The 20,178-nt window shown below is 39.6% G+C and carries 12 protein-coding genes and 1 pseudogene; 11 read left to right on the forward strand and 2 right to left on the reverse strand.

The window, feature by feature from the left end; all coding sequences use genetic code 11:
• Positions 1–90: 90 nt before the first annotated feature.
• From C427_RS05155 to C427_RS28120, 9 genes are all read left to right on the forward strand, one after another.
• The gene (locus tag C427_RS05155) at positions 91–1,221 is read left to right on the forward strand and encodes a PQQ-dependent sugar dehydrogenase (RefSeq protein ID WP_007634645.1); all 1,131 of its coding nucleotides are present in this window, start codon (positions 91–93) and stop codon (positions 1,219–1,221) included.
• Between the two features lie 179 nt (positions 1,222–1,400).
• Positions 1,401–1,541, forward strand: a complete 141-nt coding sequence (locus C427_RS26230; protein ID WP_007634646.1) for a hypothetical protein — start codon at positions 1,401–1,403, stop codon at positions 1,539–1,541.
• A gap of 143 nt (positions 1,542–1,684) precedes the next feature.
• Positions 1,685–4,498, forward strand: a complete 2,814-nt coding sequence (locus C427_RS05160) for a bifunctional aconitate hydratase 2/2-methylisocitrate dehydratase (RefSeq protein ID WP_007634647.1) — start codon at positions 1,685–1,687, stop codon at positions 4,496–4,498.
• Between the two features lie 415 nt (positions 4,499–4,913).
• Positions 4,914–7,526, forward strand: coding sequence for a bifunctional aconitate hydratase 2/2-methylisocitrate dehydratase (gene acnB, locus C427_RS05165; RefSeq protein WP_015430511.1), 2,613 nt, complete (start codon positions 4,914–4,916; stop codon positions 7,524–7,526).
• 388 nt (positions 7,527–7,914) lie between these two features.
• Complete coding sequence (locus tag C427_RS05170) at positions 7,915–8,367, forward strand: DUF192 domain-containing protein (protein ID WP_007634653.1); 453 nt, start codon at positions 7,915–7,917, stop codon at positions 8,365–8,367.
• 193 nt (positions 8,368–8,560) lie between these two features.
• Complete coding sequence (lysC, locus tag C427_RS05175; RefSeq protein ID WP_007634655.1) at positions 8,561–9,922, forward strand: lysine-sensitive aspartokinase 3; 1,362 nt, start codon at positions 8,561–8,563, stop codon at positions 9,920–9,922.
• 949 nt (positions 9,923–10,871) lie between these two features.
• Positions 10,872–11,597 carry a hypothetical protein gene (locus C427_RS05180; protein WP_407636107.1) on the forward strand — a complete coding sequence of 242 codons (726 nt, stop codon included), beginning with the start codon at positions 10,872–10,874 and terminating at the stop codon, positions 11,595–11,597.
• 507 nt (positions 11,598–12,104) lie between these two features.
• Positions 12,105–13,220, forward strand: coding sequence for a CocE/NonD family hydrolase (locus C427_RS28115; RefSeq protein ID WP_015430512.1), 1,116 nt, complete (start codon positions 12,105–12,107; stop codon positions 13,218–13,220).
• The gene (locus tag C427_RS28120; protein WP_269079242.1) at positions 13,139–14,005 is read left to right on the forward strand and encodes a CocE/NonD family hydrolase; all 867 of its coding nucleotides are present in this window, start codon (positions 13,139–13,141) and stop codon (positions 14,003–14,005) included. Before C427_RS28115 ends, C427_RS28120 begins: the two co-directional genes overlap by 82 nt.
• Positions 14,006–14,684: 679 nt before the next feature.
• Here C427_RS28120 and C427_RS05190 read toward each other — a convergent pair.
• Positions 14,685–15,570 (reverse strand): annotated as a pseudogene (locus C427_RS05190) (IS1595-like element ISGps1 family transposase).
• A 133-nt stretch (positions 15,571–15,703) separates the two neighbouring features.
• On the opposite strand from C427_RS05190, the gene C427_RS05195 reads away from it, so the two are divergent.
• Both C427_RS05195 and C427_RS05200 read left to right on the forward strand, forming a co-directional pair.
• Entirely contained in the window at positions 15,704–16,048 is a 345-nt protein-coding gene (locus C427_RS05195; protein WP_015430516.1) for a hypothetical protein, read from the forward strand.
• Positions 16,049–16,062: 14 nt separating this feature from the next.
• Positions 16,063–16,641 carry a hypothetical protein gene (locus C427_RS05200; RefSeq protein WP_041250442.1) on the forward strand — a complete coding sequence of 193 codons (579 nt, stop codon included), beginning with the start codon at positions 16,063–16,065 and terminating at the stop codon, positions 16,639–16,641.
• Positions 16,642–17,118: 477 nt separating this feature from the next.
• Here C427_RS05200 and C427_RS05205 read toward each other — a convergent pair whose 3' ends face one another.
• Positions 17,119–19,956 carry a M16 family metallopeptidase gene (locus C427_RS05205; RefSeq protein WP_226991188.1) on the reverse strand — a complete coding sequence of 946 codons (2,838 nt, stop codon included), beginning with the start codon at positions 19,954–19,956 and terminating at the stop codon, positions 17,119–17,121.
• Positions 19,957–20,178 lie beyond the last annotated feature (222 nt).

Here is a 20,178-nt window from a genome sequence, read left to right on the forward strand (position 1 = left end):
ATATGGCGATAATGGGCGAACTGAAAGTTAATATCAATAGAACTATGATCCGCTATTCGGATTTTATTCTAAATTAGAGAAGACACACCTATGCTATATCGGGTTTTTATTTTTGGGCTGCTTATTCTCTTAAGCTGCAATTCACACTTATCAGCTGCGCAACAAGCTCCGTTCCCCAGTTATACAATACAGGAAGTCGCTAGCGGCTTAAATTTTCCTTGGTCATTAGCCTTTTTACCCGATGGCAGTTTATTGGTGACTGAGCGTACTGGCAAATTGGCAAGGATAAGCCATGACAAAGTGTCTGCGCCGATTACTGGCTTGCCCACTGATATATACGTTAAAGGGCAAGGCGGATTATTAGAGGTCGTGTTGCATCCTAATTTTGCCTCAAATAATTGGGTGTATATTTCTTACGCTACAGGCAATGATGACCAAAATGCTTTACGGGTTATGCGTGCAAAATTAATTGGTAACAAATTAGTAGAGCAACAAGTTGTTTTCACCGTGACTCCTTTTAAGTCAACGCCGGTACACTTTGCTGGGCGCATGGCTTTTTTACCTGATAACACACTACTTATCACCAGTGGTGATGGCTTCGATTACCGTGAAGATGCACAACGATTAAATAGTTTGCTGGTTAAAATAATACGCATTAACGACGATGGTAGCGTACCAACCAATAATCCCTTTGTGACTGAAAACCCTGATTCGCCTAGTAATTATGTTTTTAGTTATGGGCATCGAAACCACCAAGGCCTACTTTTTGACTCCAAGCGAAATGTGATTTTTTCAAACGAACACGGACCAGATGGCGGTGATGAACTGAATATTATTCAAGCTGGGGTCAATTATGGTTGGCCCGTGATTACCCAAGGACTAGATTATATCGGCTCTCGCATTAGCCCTTTTACCGAATATCCAAATATGCAGCAACCCAGACTAGATTGGACCCCTTCTATCGCTCCTTCGGGTATGGCAGTTCACCAGGGTCATCTGTTTAGTGAATTAAATGGTGATTTGTTAGTCAGCGTCTTGAAGTTTAAAGAAGTGCGATGGTTGCATATGGACGGATTAAATGTGGTCGGTCAAACATCTTTGTTTAAAGAACTAGAACAAAGGGTTCGTGATGTGCGTGTCCATCCTGATGGTTCAATTTATATCTTAACTGATAGTGAAAATGGCAAAGTCCTGCGTATCATCCCAAGTGAAGATATATAAATTCAGTGTTGGGTAAGTAAAATAGAATTTTACTCAACAGATAAATAGACTTATCAATTAAATAAATACTGAGTATAAGTAAACTAAGGGCTTAGTGAATTTCACTTTTGGGTAATAACCATTATAATTCAGTTCTTATGTCTTATGCTCCAGTATTTATAGTTGTTTTGGGAGTCAATTTGAAGACACAAACCGTTACTCAGGCCTCTTGTCACCACGTTGCACAACGTGCCGCAACGAATATCCCGCCTAAGCTATTGGATGCTGAGCAAGTTGCCCGTTTAGTGCGGGTAATGAAAACATCACCCGCTGGAAATTAAGCTGTTTTTAAAGAAAGCCTTGATGTAGAACGCTTATTTTACCAAAAGATGCTTAATGAATAGAAAATTAGGTAAACTATCGACAAAATTTCACCCTGCTAATGAGTATATTATTAGCATGTTATCGCCCTTGGGAGTTGTATATGAGTTTGTATTTAGAATACGTTAAAGAAATTGAAAGCCGTAAGACAGATCTAGGATTGGCACCTAAGCCAATTGATGGTGCTGAATTATTAGCCCAAATTATCGAGCAAATTAAAGACTCGGCCCATGAGCACAGAGAAGACTCGCTTCATTTCTTTATTTATAACACCTTGCCTGGCACCACTAGCGCCGCAGGTGTAAAAACTAAATTCTTAAAAGAAATCATTTTAGGTGACGTCTTCGTCAAAGAAATTACACCTACCTTTGCTTTTGAGTTGTTATCTCATATGAAAGGTGGTCCTTCTATAGAAGTACTTTTAGATTTAGCATTATCTGATGACGTATCAGTAGCAAAACCAGCAGCAGAAGTATTAAAGACTCAAGTCTATTTATATGAAGCAGACATGAGTCGTCTTGAAAAGGCGTTTAAAGCGGGTAATGCGGTCGCTAAAGATATCCTTGAAAGTTATGCCAGAGCAGATTTTTTTACCAAACTTCCTGAAATAGACGAAGAAATTGAGGTGGTTACTTACATCGCTGGTGAGGGTGATATTTCTACGGATTTATTATCACCTGGTAACCAAGCTCACTCTCGTTCAGATAGGGAATTGCACGGTAAGTGTCTTATTTCTCCCGCTGCTCAAGCTGAAATTCAAGCACTTCAGAAACAACATCCAGCCAAGAGAGTGATGTTAATCGCTGAAAAGGGCACCATGGGTGTAGGCTCTTCTAGAATGTCAGGTATTAATAACGTGGCTTTATGGGCGGGTAAGCAAGCCAGTCCTTATATTCCATTTGTGAATTTTGCCCCCGTTGTTGCAGGTACTAATGGCATTTCGCCTATCTTTTTAACGACTGTTGGTGTGACTGGCGGTATCGGTTTAGATCTTAAAAACTGGGTTAAAAAACTCGATGCTAACGGTAAGCCTGTGCTTAACGAAAGTGGCGACCCCGTTCTTGAGCAAACTTATTCTGTCGAAACGGGCACAGTGCTAACGATTAACACTAAACAGAAGAAGCTATTCAGCGGCGATAAAGAACTGGTTGATATCTCTTCGGCTTTTAACCCTCAAGCAGTTGAGTTTATGAAAGCAGGCGGGTCTTACGCCATTGTATTTGGTAAAAAGTTACAAACTTTCGCAGCTGAAACACTCGGTGTAGCGTTAGAGCCTGTCTATGCTTCTTCTAAAGAAATTTCTCATCCAGGCCAAGGTTTAACGGCTGTTGAAAAAATATTCAACAAAAATGCAGTAGGCGTTGCCTCTAAAACGGCTCTTCACGCTGGCTCTGATGTCCGTGTAACGGTCAATATCGTGGGTTCTCAAGATACAACCGGCTTAATGACGTCTCAAGAACTAGAGTCTATGGCCGCCATGGTTATTTCTCCCATTGTTGATGGGGCTTATCAATCGGGTTGTCATACTGCTTCAGTATGGGATTCCAAGGCACAGGCTAACATTCCTAAGCTGATGAGCTTTATGAATAAGTTTGGTCTTATCACAGCACGGGATCCTAAAGGTGTTTATCACCCAATGACGGATGTTATTCACAAAGTCTTGAATGATATTACGGTGGATGAATGGGCACTTATAATCGGTGGTGACTCGCACACTAGAATGTCGAAGGGTGTAGCGTTTGGTGCTGATTCGGGAACGGTTGCACTTGCCCTGGCTACTGGCGAAGCGAACATGCCTATCCCAGAGTCCGTCAAAGTGACATTTAAAGGCAATATGAAAAGCTACATGGATTTTCGTGATGTAGTGCATGCAACGCAAGCTCAAATGTTAAAAAAGTTTGGCGATAATGTGTTCCAAGGAAGAGTTATTGAGGTTCACATTGGTACTTTACTTGCCGATCAAGCCTTCACCTTTACCGATTGGACTGCTGAAATGAAGGCGAAAGCCTCTATTTGTATTTCTCAAGATGACACTTTGATTGCGTCATTAGAAATAGCTAAGAGCCGTATTAAAATAATGATCGATAAGGGCATGGATAATGAACCCCAAGTTCTTCAAGGATTAATTGATATAGCAAATAAGCGAATTTCTGATATTACATCTGGAGAAAAACCAGCACTAAGACCAGATGATAATGCTGAATATTTTGCCGAATTAGTGGTTGATCTTGATGCCATTGACGAACCAATGATTGCGGATCCAGACGTTAACAATGCCGATGTTTCAAAACGCTATACTCATGATGCTATCAGACCTATTTCGTATTACAAAGGCAGCAAAAAAGTAGATTTAGCCTTTGTTGGCTCATGTATGGTTCACAAAGGGGATATGCAAATTATTTCTCAAATGTTGAGAAATATTGAAAAGCAAAACGGCAAAGTTGAATTTAAAACACCACTAGTGATTGCACCACCAACGTATAATATTGTTGATGAGCTTAAAGCTGAGGGTGATTGGGATGTGCTTAAGAAATATGCAGGTTTCGAATTTGATGACGCTGTGCCTAAAAACACTGCGCGTACAACATACGAAAACATCATGTACCTTGAACGCCCTGGTTGTAACTTATGTATGGGTAACCAAGAGAAAGCTGAAAAAGGCGACACGGTACTCGCCACCTCAACACGCTTATTTCAAGGTCGTGTAGTAGAAGATACTGCTGAAAAGAAAGGTGAGTCATTACTTGCTTCTACACCAGTGGTGGTTCTGTCTAGTATTTTAGGGCGTACGCCTACTTTGGAAGAATACAAAAAAGCAGTGGAAGGCATTAACTTAACTGATTTTGCGCCACCGCTTGAACAGCTAACTACAGCACCATCAGCGCCTGTGGCAGTTAAAATCGCAGATCCTAGCTAATCTAGTAGATGTCGTAAATTAAAGTAAAACAAGCCGCGAGGCTTGTTTTACTTTCCCTAACGCGCTCTTCAAATAGCCTACAGCAGTGACAAGCCCTCGTATTAATAATGATCTCTATCGCGGCATAGCCAGCTAAAAAATTCATAAAGACACAACATGTGTTGAGCAAAACCATTCTTATCACGATAAATTATGCCTTCACCATCGCTTATTATTGCTTGGTGTCTTCTGCCCCAAGTTGATTATATGTGTATTCAATAAATGTAAATTACATATAAATGAGCAAATATTGATTATAAGCAAACGAAGACCTTGGCCAATTTCACTTTTTGACAATAAGCCTTATACTTAGCCGGTTTTATTTCTACACTCGAATATTTTTGATATTTTCGGGGTCAACTTAGAGGGTCTAATTTTGTTAGAAGCATATCGTAAACATGTTGCAGAGCGAGCAGCACAGAGTATTCCACCTAAAGCACTGAACGCCGAGCAAGTGGCTGGTTTAGTCGAGTTGTTAAAAGCGCCACCTGCTGGTGAAGAACACACATTATTAGAATTACTAGCGGAGCGTGTGCCTCCTGGTGTTGATGAAGCTGCGTATGTTAAAGCTGGGTTTCTTACTGCAATCATAGAGGGTGAAGCTTCTTCTCCTGTTATTTCTAAAGATGCCGCGATTCAATTGTTAGGTAACATGCACGGTGGTTATAACATCGTGACTTTAGTTGCCGCGCTTGATAACGATGATTTAGCCGAATTAGCAGCTGAAGAGCTTAAACATACATTATTAATGTTCGATGCTTTCCACGACGTAGAAGAAAAATCCAAAGCCGGTAATGCTTATGCAACAGATGTCATCGCATCTTGGGCCGATGCAGAGTGGTTTACGTCGCGTCCCGATATGCCAGAAAAAATCACTGCTACTGTATTCAAAGTAACAGGTGAAACCAATACCGATGACTTGTCTCCCGCACCTGATGCATGGTCTCGTCCTGATATCCCTTTGCATGCTCGCGCTGCTTTTAAAATGACTCGTGATGGTTTAACACCTGAAAAACAGGGTGAAGTAGGACCTCTAGCACAAATCGACGCAATCAAAGCTAAAGGCCATCAAGTTGCTTTTGTTGGCGATGTAGTCGGAACCGGCTCCTCACGTAAATCAGCTACTAACTCAGTGTTATGGTTTTTCGGTGAAGACTTACCGGGCGTTCCAAATAAACGTGGCGGCGGTATTTGCATTGGTAGTAAAGTCGCGCCTATTTTCTATAACACCATGGAAGACGCAGGGGCTTTAGTATTTGAAGCCGACGTTGAAAAAATGAATATGGGTGATGTGATTGACATCTTCCCATTGGCCGGCAAAATTACCAACGCAGATACGGGTGAAGTGTTAGCTGAATACGCTTATAAGTCAGAGGTTTTACTTGACGAAGTGCGCGCTGGTGGCCGTATTAACTTAATTATTGGTCGCGGCTTAACTGAAAAAGCCCGTGAATCTTTAGGCTTAGGCCCATCTGATTTATTCCGTAAACCTGACCAACCGGTTGATACAGGTAAAGGTTACACGCTTGCTCAGAAAATGGTTGGCCGTGCATGCGGGGTAGACGGTATTCGCCCTGGTACTTACTGTGAACCCAAAATGACCACTGTAGGCTCACAAGATACGACTGGCCCTATGACCCGTGACGAACTCAAAGATTTAGCTTGTTTAGGTTTCTCTGCCGATTTAACCATGCAATCTTTTTGTCACACAGCGGCTTATCCTAAGCCCATTGATATTGAAACTCAGCATACGCTGCCTGACTTTATAATGAACCGTGGCGGTGTATCGCTGCGCGCCGGTGACGGTATTATTCACTCTTGGTTAAACCGTATGTTGTTACCTGATACCGTTGGTACAGGTGGCGATTCCCATACGCGTTTTCCTCTGGGTATCTCATTCCCTGCTGGCTCTGGCTTAGTGGCATTTGCTGCGGCTACAGGTGTTATGCCACTGGATATGCCCGAATCAATCTTGGTGCGTTTTAAGGGTAAAATGCAGCCGGGTATCACATTACGTGATCTGGTTCATGCGATCCCTTTATACGGTATCAAGCAAGGTTTATTAACGGTGGCTAAAAAAGGCAAAGTAAATGCGTTCTCTGGTCGTATATTAGAAATTGAAGGTTTGAGCGACTTAACCGTTGAACAAGCGTTTGAGTTATCCGATGCTTCGGCAGAACGCTCAGCAGCAGGTTGTACTATCAAAATGTCTGATAAGTCTATCGCTGAATACCTCAACTCGAACGTGACTATGTTGCGTTGGATGATCAACGAAGGTTACGGTGACGCACGCACACTAGAACGTCGTGCTCGTAAAATGGAACAGTGGTTAGCTAAACCTGAATTGATGCAAGCTGATGCAGATGCAGAGTACGTTGAAATTCTCGAAATTGATTTGGCTGATATTAAAGAGCCAATTCTATGTTGTCCGAACGACCCTGACGATGCTAAAACATTGTCTGAGGTGTCTGGAACCAGAATTGATGAAGTCTTTATTGGCTCTTGTATGACCAATATCGGACATTTCCGTGCCGCAGGTAAATTATTACAGCAATTTGAAGGTACCTTGCCAACCCGTTTATGGATGTCACCTCCAACCAAGATGGATCAAGCTCAGCTAACGGAAGAAGGCTACTACGACATTTATGCGAATGCGGGTGTACGCCTCGAAATGTCTGGTTGTTCATTGTGTATGGGTAACCAAGCGCGAGTTGAGCCCAATTCAACAGTACTGTCTACCTCAACTCGTAACTTCCCTAACCGTTTAGGTGATGGCGCAAATGTATATTTGTGTTCTGCTGAAATAGCGGCGGTGGGTGCGATTATGGGTAAAATTCCGTCTACAGAAGAATATATGGCTTACGCAACTAAGATTGAATCCATGTCAGCTGAAGTATGTAAATACTTAAACTTCGACCGTATGGATGCGTTCAAAAAAGCCGCAGAAGCAGCGAAGGCCAATATTATTCCTGCACTTAATATTGCTTGATTTTGAAATATCTAACACACTAACAAAAAACGGTATAGCCTAATGGGCGTATCGGTTTTTGGATGTGTATTAATATCTTCACGATTAAGATGAACTACGATTTTTGAATAGGTTGAACTATGGAAACCTCTATTTGGGTTATGTTATTGATGGTCATAATTATGCTGTCTACTGGCTGTACAAAAAGTCTCTTTAGGCAAAAGGTAGGCAGTGTAATAGCTAATGGCGCCGACACTAAAGTATAATATAATGTCCAAGAATGTAGGACGTTACAGCAGCTATGTGTGCAAGGAGATTTTCAGGAGTGGCAAACCAGTGACAAAGAGATGGGTTGTTCGTGCAAAAAACTGTAATCTAAGTGTCTAATTTTCTTAAGTCATCAAAAAATATGTTTACGCTTCGTTTAACGTCTTTGGTTTTTATACTCGCCTTTGTTTCTAGCCTAACTTTTGCTAACCAGGCAGACTCGGTATTTCCTGAAATTCAAGTCAAGGTTAGACAGCAGGTTTTCGCCTTGGAATATGCCAATAACTTTGAATTACGTGCGCAAGGCTTGATGCATAGAGAAGAATTATGTAACAACTGCGGCATGTTATTTAATTTTGAACAATCCAGACGTGCTGGTATGTGGATGAAGAACACTCTTATTCCCCTTGATGTGGCATTTATCCGTGCAGATGGAAAAATCACTGATATCAAAGCCATGCAACCCCATGACTTAACTACTACAAGTTCATCGGAACAGGTGCTGTATGGATGGGAAATGAATCAAGGTTGGTTTGCGAAACACCAAATTAAAGTAGGGGATACCGTAGTTATTCCGCTTAACATCAAACCATAATTCACATGTTGGATTAATTAAATGCTACGGAATATAATCAGATTCAACAGTAGTTTGTATCAAAATATATTCATCAAGATGAATATACTATTCCAAAAAAGCTTACTTATGCATGAACTTTTACTTTTTAATTATAATCAAAAACTGTTATTTTTGTAAGTATCAAGATTTAGATTAATGAGTGAAATAAACAGTGAGTAACATCGCATTGAATAACCTGAATGTAGCTAAATTTGGTGGTACTAGCGTGGCAAATTTTGCCACCATGCAAAATTGCGCCAATATCATTAAAAACAATCCTAATACCAAAGTAGTGGTTGTCAGCGCATCAGCCGGTGTCACTAACCTGTTAGTGGATATTGCCCACACGGCAATGTCTAAAGAACAAATTAAACAAAAGCTCACCGAGATAGACAGTATTCAACAAGCTATTTTGCAAGCATTAGAAAACGTCGATGAAGTAGAGCCAAAACTACAACAGTTACAAAGTTCATTAGCAGACTTAGCTCTACACGAAGAAATGCTCCATCGTGCAGATTTAAAAGACGCCTTGTTATCACATGGCGAAAGAATGTCTTCATTGTTGTTCACCGCTGTATTAAACCAATTCGATGTGAAAGCCGAAAACTTTGATGTACGTAATGTACTTAAAACCGATAGTGAGTTTGGTCAAGCTGTACCTAATCTTGAACAAATAAGCGCTGCAGCCAAACAACTGATGTTGCCTGCGCTGGTCGACACTGTGTTAGTTACCCAAGGTTTTGTTGGTTCAGATCAGCAAGGCAATACCACCACCCTTGGACGAGGTGGCTCAGATTTTACTGCTGCTTTGTTAGCGGAGGGATTGGGTGCAGATACCTGTGAAATTTGGACCGATGTGATTGGTGTATATACCACCGACCCTAGGATCACAAATGCCGCTCGGCCACTACCAGAACTCAGCTTTGAAGAAGCCGCTGAGATGGCCACTTTTGGAGCCAAAGTGTTGCACCCCGCTACAATGGAGCCAGCACTTAGACAAAATATCAAAGTGTTTGTTGGCTCAAGCAAAGAGCCTGAAAAAGGCGGCACTTGGATTATCAGAGACTGTGAAACTGAACCTTCTTATCGTGCTATTACCCGCCGCAAAGAACAGGTGATGGTGACAGTTAAAACGCCAAAGATGATGTATGCACAGGGCTTTTTGCAAAAAGTATTTACCATTATTGCTGAACATAAACTCAGTGTTGACCTCATCACCACATCAGAAATTTCTGTATCTTTTACCCTAGATAATCCCGCTAATTCTGTTCTTAAACGTCTAAATCAAGAAACCATTGAAGAGTTAAGCCAATTTTGTGATGTATTGATTGAAGAGAACTACGACTTGGTTACAGTTGTCGGCAATAATATGCACAGTGCGGCTGGAGTCTCTAGCAAGATTTTTGCGGCTGTGGCGGACTATAATTTACGGATGATTTGTTACGGGGCAAATCCACATAACCTTTCTTTGTTGGTAAATGATACTGACAGTCAAGATGTGGTTTGTGCGTTGCATAGGGCTTTGTTTGAGTGAGGAGTAGCTGCGCGAGCTACGAGCTAAATGCATACGCCATGCTTACCGTAATCATGGTTTTTGTCGCACAACTTCTCGCGCTGCGTCAGCTTGCGGTATGACTTACTTTTTGCCTTCAGCTGCAAAAAGTAAGTAAAAAATACCACTTTTTAAACAATGCTCCTTATCTAATTATTGACTCATTTTTTTATGTCATGATGATTCGTTCCCGGTAGCCATTTCTCAATCGCCTGTCTATGGCGATTGCCCTAAAAAATGAGTCAATAGTTGGAAAGCATTCAGTCGAGGGTAGATCAAGAACATCAGCTTTGCCGACAAGGAATTTTAGATGGCTACGTCATCACTGATACGTCCAAAAAAATTAAAACAATACTCAAAGCCTATAAAATTGACTTACCACTGAATTCCCGCCACGCTATGAAATATGTGAATGGGTACCTTTATTGCTCTGGGTGTCTAATTTAGAAATGGTTAATAATAGTTTATAACAGTTATATCCTGCTGCTAACATTATTAAAGTCACTTATATTAATTTAGTGAAATATCAAGACCTAAACTCAGAAACATAATACAGAGGGCTAGGTAATTATCGTTCGATCTAACCTTCGACTGAGTATATGTTATTGTTCTAATGTGAAAGTTATGATTGAAATAGGACTTTTACTATTCGAATCGCGCATGTCTATATCGTTTTAATTAAACATGTAGTAAAGTTTTTATAATAGTTTCAAAGAGGTATTAAACCGTTTTATTGAATTAAAGAGTAAAATTTCTTTAATTCAATAAAACGGTTTTCTATACATAATTTATGAAGTTTCTCTGCATTACTTTGACTTTATTCTATTTTTGCAGCTCGTCCTGGGCTTCAGTCAGACTAGTGGTCGCGTCCGATAACTGGTGCCCTTATATCTGCGATGATCAGCAATCACCTGGTTATATTGTCGAAATAGTGCGTGATATATTTCATCAAAATAATATAAGCCTCAAGTTTGAAACCCTACCGCTGGCCAGAGCGATGCAGTTTGTAGCAAATAATCAAACTGATATGGTGTTAGGACTAACTGAAGAACAAATCATTGAACACAAACTAAGCAAAAGTCAGCTATCTGTTGGTCGTCCTACCCTTGATTTTTTTGTCATTAATGGTAATCCTTGGCGGTATACTTCAAACACAGAATTGATTAAACACCTTGCTGATGACAAAAAAATTGGGATCATTAAGGGTTACAGTTATGGTGAATTTTTTAATAATCTTATTGAATCGAGACCTAAATATTTTTATGTTTCTCACGGCAATACACCACTTGATACTAATCTTAATCTTCTCAACGCAGGCCGCATCGATATAATAATAGACAATAAATACACGGTGTTATTTTCCGCACAATCTTCCGTACAATCTTCCGCACAATCTTCCGCACAATCTTCCGCACAATCTTCCGCACAATCTTCCGCACAATCTTCCGCACAATCTTCCGCACAATCAGAACTTATAAAAAATTTAGTTCATGCAGGTACTGAAGGTGAAGGCGGGGGTATTTATGTTGGTTTTGCGCCACATCTTTCCACTGATTATATCAATATGCTGGATCAAGGCATCATTGAATACAGAAAAAGTGGCAGGCTTAAAGTTTTACTCAATAAATATGGCATCACTGACTGGAAAAAGGATTAACTTATATTTAAATGGGCACCGATTAGCCATCTGTGACTAAGTAAATTAAAGGCTGTAGTCCCTAGCTGGGATTCATTTCTTCCACAAGATTTTGCATTATTAGCATGGCGAAGGCTAATGATTTTTGAATGGCAGAATGCTTGCCAACTCCTTTTACTTTGCAACACCACCATTCGATTTAATATTTGCCTGATATCAGGTAAATTTATTTGGGTAATTATCAGGGATACTAAATCGCAACGCTTATTATTAAAAATCTTAAAGTTCGAAGTTAAAAACGTCAATAACGTAAAATAAAAAAATTACTCGATTCTGCTGCGTCAGTCTAATGGCTGGATGATAATTATAATGTTGACCAGGATAGAAAAATTAATGGCTCAACTAGCTAACAGTTGAGCGTTTTTGTGATGAACTTCACCTCATTTCTCTTCGAATACAACCACAAAACATAGTAATATTGAATATTGGCGATAAAAAATCGCTGCTTTAATAATAAAGGATAACTTAATGAATAAGAAAACCTTATCAAGGTTCATTATATTGTGTTGTTACATGATGCTGACAACATTTGTACAAGCTGCAGACACCAAAGAACCAGATAAAAGAGCTGAGTATATTCGTTCTCATTATGCAAAATATGAATATCAAATTCCGATGCGTGATGGCGTGAAATTGTTTACTTCGGTATACATTCCTTACGACAAATCATCTGAATATCCGATGATGATGCAGCGCACTCCTTATCGTGTTGCCCCATATGGTGCTGATAAATATAAAACCAAATTAGGGCCAAGTGAAATTTTTGAAAAAGAGGGGTTTATTTTTGTTTTTCAAGATGTGCGTGGCAAATTTATGTCTCAAGGTGAGTACGTTAATATGCGTCCACAAGACGCAAATCAAAAAGGTGGTAATGCCACCGATGATGCCACCGACAGCTATGACACTATTGACTGGTTAGTTAAAAACGTTCCAAATAATAACGGGAAAGTGGGGATGTGGGGCACGTCTTATCCCGGATATTATACCTCGGTCGCCGCCATTAATAGCCATAAAGCCCTTAAAGCGATTTCACCTCAAGCCCCAATAGCCAACTGGTTTTATGATGATTTTCATCGTAATGGTGCGTTTTCTACACCCATGGCGTTTATTTTCTTCGATACTTTCGACAAACAGCGCGAAGGGCAGTTTGCTTACTGGCCAAAAGGTATGGACTCTATTACGCCTGATGGTTATGACTTTTTCCGTAATCTGGGTCCATTGAGCAACGTTAATAAAGATTATTTTAAAGGTGAGCGTCCGTTCTGGAATGAATTAACTGAACATCCTAATTATGATGAATATTGGCAGGCGCGTAATGTGTTACAACACCTTACCAATGTTAAACCAGCCACCTTAGTTGTAGGCGGTTGGTATGATACTGAAGATCTATATGGGCCTCTGGAAACCTATCAAACTATGTCCAAAGGCAATAAAAAGACAATATCCATCTCATCATGGGACCTTGGTATCACGGTCAATGGAATTCAGCTGACGGCAGTAAAATGGGTGAAGCCGAATTTGGCTTTAACACCAGCGAATGGTTTCAAGAACGAATCTTATTGCCATTTTTCAAACAAAATCTAAAAGACATTAAAGATGATAAAGACGCTAAAGCAGTATCATTGGCAACTGCGACGATGTTCGAAACAGGTGCTAATCGCTGGCGCGAATTTGATACTTGGCCACCAAAACAAGGTAAAGATGTTGTGCTATATATGGGAGCTAATGAAAAGCTATTGGATCAAAAAGAGTCTAAAGGTGGTTCGAGTGATTATATAAGCGATCCAAACAAACCTGTTCCTCACTCAGATAAAGTCAGTCGCGGCTGGGATCGTCCATATATGGCAGAAGATCAACGGTTTACTGCTCGTCGCTCTGATGTTTTAGTGTTTAATGACGAAGTGGCAACTGAGGATCAAACCATTGCAGGCTCGATTGATATTAATCTGTGGGTATCTACCGACCAAAGTGCAGGCGATTTTGTGGTTAAGTTAGTTGATGTATTCCCAGGTATGGATGAAACCACCAATAAAGTAGACAAAGAAACGGGCAACCGTCATGAGTTAGTGCGTTGGGGCATTATTCGTGGACGTTTTAGAAACAGTATGAGCACACCTGAGCCGTTTGAACCTAATAAACCCACACTGGTTAAATTTGAACTATTGGACGTACTGCACACCATCAAACGTGGGCATAAGTTACAAATTCAGGTGCAGAGCAGCATGTTTCCGTTTATGGATATGAACCCACAAAAATATGTTGATAATATTTTTAAGGCTAAGCCAGAAGACTATGTCAAAGCGCAACATAAGCTTTATCACAGCGAACAATACCCAAGCTCGATTGAATTTAAAGTGATTGCTCACTAACCAAAGTTGGTAACGGATATGACGTTTCTGAATAGAGTAACTTGAAGCACAAAGCTGCGAGTTATTAGTCTACAATGTACGCTTTAACAATCTAAAAATAAAAAACGTCTTAATTGGCGTTTTTTTATTTTGAGTATAGCGAAGAATAAGCACGGTGAATGCACGCCTCTTTGTATTGTAATCTCGTCAGTCGATTGGCTTACATAGATTTTTCACCATCAAACTGTACACCCTTTACGGTGCATAAAATAAAGTGAAAAAACGTAACCATATATTTTCTTTAACGGTAGCCTTATTTTTACTAGCAGCTTTTCTCGAAAGCCTTTTAAGATCGACTATTTGATGACGCTTAGCAGCGATATTTATCGTCGCGTTTATCTTGGGCAGTATTAGCTTTAGTAACAAAACTCACACGAGTATTGGGGGGATATCCTCAAAACGCCATTCAATCGACTTTATGGTCTGCTACGCTCGACTTAGGTGAACTGCACATAAAAACGCTTAGAAGTATTATTCAAGACAAGTAACAGACCTTGTATATGGGTATTCTTGCAATTATAGATAGTTTCAATCAGTTCTTAGTCCAGCCCAGTTAAAATTAAAAGCAACTTTTTTGCTCTTGAATGGAAAATAATTAGCCGTAATACTTTACATTATTCTACATGCCTATGCACCTGGCTCAGGTCGATTTTACAGGTAAGTGAATTATTGCTAAGTTTAACAATCGGTTAGGTATTTGTTTTTCGATAAATCGACGATTGAACCGATAACAGAACTCATCAAAGTATTCTTGTAGGTATTTTCCGGTTACACCATGAAACGTACCTAACAAAAACGTTCTTAAATTGCCGATGGCTATATGTACCCACGGTAACCCTTCATCAACTAAATAACCCGGGGTTACTCTTGCCTCATAGTTTTCTGTTTGACCTATAATATTCAATGCCGGCAATGCATCAGAATGAACTTGTTGGCCTTGTTTCAAGTGTTTCTTGACGAATTCATTCACGCTAAAATGACAAATGCTATCGACCACTGCCATTGCGATAAATCCTGCTTTTTTATCCTTACTTTCACAGGCTATCAGCACATTCTTTTTTCCTGCTGCTCCGCGTCCTCGTTTGCCTTTTTGTCTACCGCCAACCAGAGCGTCGTCTAGCTCTATTGTGCCACTTAATTGATATAAACTATCTCTATGCCCCATAGCCGTTTTAAGTTTCTTTAAAATCAGCCTCGCGGTTCGCCAATTGACTTCTATTAATTTACTGAGTCTCAGTGCTGAGATACTTCCCTTATCAGAGCCAAAGAGAATAGATAGCCCAAAACCACTGGTTCAAAGTGATTTTGCTGCCGTAAAAAAGTGTTCCTGACATGACTGAGGTCTGCTTTTTACATTGTGTACACTCGTATAAATGATGACTTGTAATTTCATAGCTATGGTTATTGCCACAACCAGGGCAAATAAAGCCATTTAGCCATTTCATTTGTTGCAAGTATTTTAAGCAATCATCTTCTGTACTAAACTGTTTTTGCCAAGCTAAAAAGCTTGCTTCTGGCATGTTCATGGTAATGGTTACCTATGCGGGGTGTTTGTATATACAGTACAGTACAGTACAGTTCAGTCCTGAGTTATCTGCATAGGCATGATATTCTATTATAGAATTTAGTATTGTTTAAACATCGTATGAAGGTATTTTTATGGAAAATGATACGCTTGACTTACTTAAATCAAACATAGCTAAGCTTAAAGTCTGGAACAATAAGCATCAGAATTTGACGCTTGTTAGCAGTCCTAAAAAAATGACTATTTCACGTACTAGCGCAGCTTTTATTCTGGCCACAAGCACTATTTCTAGCCCTTTGTTAGCTACTTCAAATGACCATAGGCCGCTTTGGTCATCAACAACATTACTGAATAGACATTTGGTAAATGTCGATTATTCAACACTTACATCTTATTTGATTATTCCTATTTTTGATAATGTCAGCACCAGAAACATCACTGCTAGCGACCAACCTAATTATAAAAAAACATTTTTATAGCACTGATACGTTGGGTGTTCGCGGAGAGTAAGGAAGCGGAAGATAAAAGCCAAAGTGCTGACCTTCATAGATTTGCATCAATCATGGTAGCCCTACTCAATAGCGGTAGTCCTAACAAAATGGCTGTATTTTTAGCTCAAGTTCACAATAATATTACACGGGAAATGCACGAACCTAGAAACGAAGCACTCGAAAAATTAGATAAGGCTGCGACGGCAAAGGCAAAAATAATGGATAAACAATTCGAAGACCGACAGGTTGTGATGCAACTGGCTAGGCTCAGTCAAGTAGAAGCCTCTATGAAGCAGTTTGCTGCTTTAGACGCTCAAGCTTACCAGTTAGGTTTTGAAACATTCAACAGGCTCAAGGACATCGATACAAATCTCAATATTCCTCTTTATGAAAGAGCCGCCTTCAATGAGGGGATCGAAATAGGTAAGCACAGTTATGATGTATCTCCTGCTATCAGAAACAGTATGCATCTGGATGAAACTGAAAAGCCACTTACCAGCTCTGATAATGGTTTGATTGAAGCAGATAAGAAAACCATCAAAAACAAGATTGAACTTATCTTAACTGATCTTGGAACATGAATGGATATAATACGTAATCTGAACTTGGTTTGAGATGTGTCGCAACCCTGGAAGTTATTGCAATAAAAATAATATGTCAGATGGTGCCAATTAGTTTGCAAAGGCATTGAACGCATCCAGTGCTGCTATTATTACGTTTATCAAGGCGAGCTTGTAATGGAGTTGTGCTCTATTGTGAGCAAGTTCAACGAAGATAGGCGCTATTATAGTGGTTCTCTACGATATAGCTTATCCCGAGCTCAGGTCACATAAAAATATGTACTCAATAAATATGCCAGCTAAAGCTCTCGTTAACTCAAACAGCAATGATTCATTTGAAGTCAGGAATGCGTTGTTGCTTTGGCAGTGAGTTTATAAAAAACAAAATATGACAATCTATAGTTTCTGAGCCGCCTCTATTATTACGACAAGAGAAGCGTCATAAAAATCCTTCCCTCATCGCAGTGTTTTTATCAGTTTACAACTTATTATGGCTGTTTATTTCTGGGGTGATGCAGGGTTCAATAAAATTGGCTCACCAAATCCTAGTGCTTTCATCCGCGCTAATTGGGTGTTGGCATCGCCTACAAAAAACCAAATCATTTGTTTGGGATCTAGGTATTTATCCGCTAGCGTTTTCACTGTTTGAATGGTGATGTTTTTAACTATTTTTTCTCGTTGCTTAACGTAATCTTCAGGCCAATCGTATTTACTAATATTATTTAATAACCCTAGTTTTGAATTGGCTGTTTCAAATGCTCTAGCGTTACTTTTTATTAAAAAGCTTTTGCTGGTGACTAAATCCTGTTGTGAGTAGGTTTTCCCATAATTTTCGAGAATTTCTTTGATTAATTCAGCAGATTCTAAAGTAACGTTTGAGCGTACTTGACTAAAAATTCTAAAGATACCGGGATCTTTGGTACCAGAAAATCTCGAATTAATACCATAAGTGTAGCCTTTCCCCTCGCGTAAGCCTTGTGTCAATTGTGAAGCAAAACCGCCACCACCAAGAATGTAATTAATAATCGTGGCTGGATAGTAGTTTTTATCTGTCACTGCCAGTGCTAAATAACCAATATTAACGACGGTTTGTTTGGCGTTAGGTATATCGTAAAAGTACACTTTGGACTGTTTGGGTTCGATAGGAGGGTCATAGCTGGGAATAGCGACCTTAGTCGATGGCCAGTTTGCTTTTAACTCTGACAATGACGCTAGCACTGCTTTTTTATCTATAGCGCCTACAACATGAACACGAGTTTGGTTCGGCGATATATTTTTTAGATAAAATGTTTGTAAATCTTCTAAGGAAATTGCAGCAACAGAATCCTTGTTGCCCAATATATTTTTTGCGCGAATATTATTTTCGCCGTATATCAATTCATTAAAATTATTCTCGGCAACACTCCTCGGACTGGCTTCTTGCTGACGTATCTGCGACAGCGTTTGTTGCTTAATTAAGGTAAATTCTTTTTGGTCCCAACGGGGTTCTAGTAATATTTCCTTTACTAAATTCATGGCCTGAGAATAATTTTTAGCCAGTGTGTTTACCCTTACACTAATATCTTCTTGGTTGGCCTCAATTCTAATTGATGCTCCAATTTGTTTGATAGCGTTTTCAAGTTCTTCAGGTGTTTTATTACTAGTACCGCTGCTCAGCATTTGAGCCAGTATATTGGTCATGCCTACTTTATCCATTTGCTCAAGTAATTGCCCGCCGTTTATAATAATTTCTACGTCAACAAGGGGCACTTCATTTACCTCTATACCAAGTATTTGAATGGTATCAAGCTGAGCCCGCCAAATATCTGGAACCATCGCCTCGGTTGCTCCTCCATAATGCGGCTCCTTTGAACGGTCGAATGTTGAAGGAGTTTTTGCGTAGGTAGTTACGATGTTAGGATCGACTTGTTTTTCAATACCCTGAATAACTTGTTCTTCGGGTACATCTGCTTTAGTAGAGCCTTTAACTGCGAGCTCAACTTTACCTTTAGGCACAAAGCTGGTGACCACATAATTCTTGTTTTTGATATATTGCTGGTACACACGTTTTACGTCTTGTTTAGTCACGCTTAAAATTGCCTTAATTATTTTTTCTGCGTAACCAGGATCGCCGGTATAAATATTGTATTGAGCCAGCTGTGCGCCTTTACCCAGTACACTTGAAAATTGATCATAAAATTTAGTTTCTTGAGTGGCCAGAATACGTTGTAGGTCCTGTTCAGATATCCCATTTGTTTCAAACTGCTTAAAAGCTTCGTCAATCCCTTTGTTTACCTCGTCTAAATCTATATCAGAATATGCCTTAGCGATTAAATACACTTGGCCTGCTAGCTCACTAGCCTGATGAAACATATTTGCATCTGGGACTAACTTTTTATCTTCAACAAGCACTTTATAAAGCGGTGCAGATTTGCCATTTGCAAGGTATTCAAACAATACGTTTAATGCGTACGCATCAGGATGATATTGCTCAACAGTAGGGTAAGTTCGTGTAATTTGCGGGAGATTGGCGAAGTTGTCTTCATAATAACGTTTAACCGTTTCATTTAGCTTTATGGGGCGCTTTTTAAGAGCAGTAATTTTGTTTCCTGATTTAATTTCAGAAAAATACTTTTCTACCCATGTTTTTGCCTGTACAGGATCAAAATCACCCACAACAGTGAGGGTGACATTATTAGGTACATACCAACGTTTAAAGAATTGTTTTACATCATCCAATGTGGCGGCTTGCAAGTCTGCCAAAGAGCCTATTACCTGCCAATGATAAGGATGGTCTTGAGGATAAAGGTTCTGGTCGATCACCAACCAGTTGTGTCCATAAGGTGCGTTATCGCTGCTTTGGCGCTTTTCATTTTTGACAACCTGTTTCTCTTTTTCCAACACCGCTTCAGTAACGGTATTGATAAACCATCCCAGCTTATCAGCCTCTGCCCATAACATTTTTTCTAATGCATCTTTTGGTACTGTTTGTAGATAATTGGTTCTATCTCTAGTTGTTGAACCATTGGCACCAGAGCCGCCAATTTTTGCTGATAACTTATCTAAACCACCTTTACCTAAGTTTTCTGATTCAAGAAACAGTAAGTGTTCAAACATATGAGCAAAACCGGTTCGTCCTTTAATTTCGCGGGCCGAGCCAACGTGTGCAGTTAAGTTGACTGCCACCACCGGGTCAGAGCGGTCAATGTGAAATACTATTTCTAACCCATTCTCCAAAATAAATTTTTCATATTTGACTTCAAAATGAGGTTTTTTAGGTGTTTCTTGAGCCATTAGGCTGTGAGTTATGCCCAAAACGTATGCAAAAAGTATTAAGTAGATTGTTACTTTTTTCATTTAAATCCATGATTTACAGCGAAAAATTAATTGATGTGATAATTACATATTTTTCAAAAGACTAAAAGTGGATATGGGACAGCTATAGGGGGATCTTCAATTTATAAACCTCAATGAATAATAATGAGTCAGCCATAGGTTGCAGTTATTAAGTCAGCAAAAAACATGTATTTTACTCACTGACCCAGTCAGTCTATTTAGTACAATCTGTTGGGTGCTTTG

Source organism: Paraglaciecola psychrophila 170 (assembly GCF_000347635.1).
In the GTDB taxonomy this organism is placed as follows: domain Bacteria; phylum Pseudomonadota; class Gammaproteobacteria; order Enterobacterales; family Alteromonadaceae; genus Paraglaciecola; species Paraglaciecola psychrophila.